Raw genomic sequence first — 1,030 nt, forward strand, 5'->3', positions numbered from 1 at the left:
TGCCTGTATCGACCGGCAATCGCCTTTTCTGTACTGGATCCTAGGCAGCCACCCCCAATGCCTGCAAGACCGGCAGGCGCGTTGTTTCAAACGCATGCGCCTGGCTGCGCAGCATCTCGGTCTGGCGGGCATCGTCCAGCACCGGCTGGCCATCCTGCATGATGCGCTGGCCTTGCGCCTGCAGCGCGGCAGCCGCGAAATCGGCCAGCGCTTCGATGCTGGCCGCACCAACGCTGCGCGCCAGCAGAAACAGCTGATCAATGCGGCGCACCGGGAAGCCGCCGCCCGTCACCGGCGAGGCCAGGCAACCGACATCTTCGGCGTAGCGCGCCATGGCGCACAGGCGGGCGTTGAGCAGCAGTGCGCCGGCCCTGGCCGCGGCGATTGCCTCATCGGCCTGGGCCGGGTGCAGGTTGCCGGCGCCGGTCAGGAGCATGACCGCCTCGACGATCCGGGCCAGCGTGGCGCCGTGCGGGGCCAGCGTGACTTCGAGTTCGCCCAGGCTGTGCGGCCGGTGGTCGGCCAGCGCATCGAGGATCGGGCGGTACACGTCTTCGTGCAGGTTCGCTTCGCCCAGCGCGCCACCGACCTTGAGCTTGACCTTGGCGGCCGGCGTGGCCAGCACCACCCGCATGGCGCGCAGGCGCTCGGTGCGGTCGGCCGGCGCCAGCCGGCGCGCGCCGCGCACCCAGTAATCGCGCCGGAACAGGCGGTTGACGATGAAATCACGCGCCGACTCGCGAAACCCGGCGTCCGGGATCGCGGCCAGCAAATCCTGCTGCTGCGCGGTCAGGTTCAGCATCGGCACGTGGTCGATGAACTGGGCCGACGTGGCGTAGCTCAGCCGCGCCCCTTCCATCCAGGTGCGCATCTGTGCAAACGGCATCGGCTGCCAGTCGCGGTTGAAATATTCGTGCGCCAGATAGCGCCGGTCCTGACTGCGCAGGCGCTTCATGTGCTCGACCACCTGGGGATTGACCTTGCCGTACAGCGCCCCGCTTGCGATCAGCCCGTCGACAAAGTCGAGCGC

Annotated in this window: 1 protein-coding gene; it reads right to left on the minus strand. The window is 68.8% G+C overall.

Going from position 1 to position 1,030, the window contains the following annotated elements:
- Nucleotides 1–40: 40 nt before the first annotated feature.
- Nucleotides 41–1,030 (minus strand): methyltransferase regulatory domain-containing protein (locus tag V2H77_RS00420; protein ID WP_341497226.1); only part of this gene is annotated, 990 nt, incomplete at its 5' end.

Origin of the sequence: Photorhabdus sp. P32, assembly GCF_038085095.1 — a bacterium.
GTDB classification, from domain to species: domain Bacteria; phylum Pseudomonadota; class Gammaproteobacteria; order Enterobacterales; family Enterobacteriaceae; genus Photorhabdus; species Photorhabdus luminescens.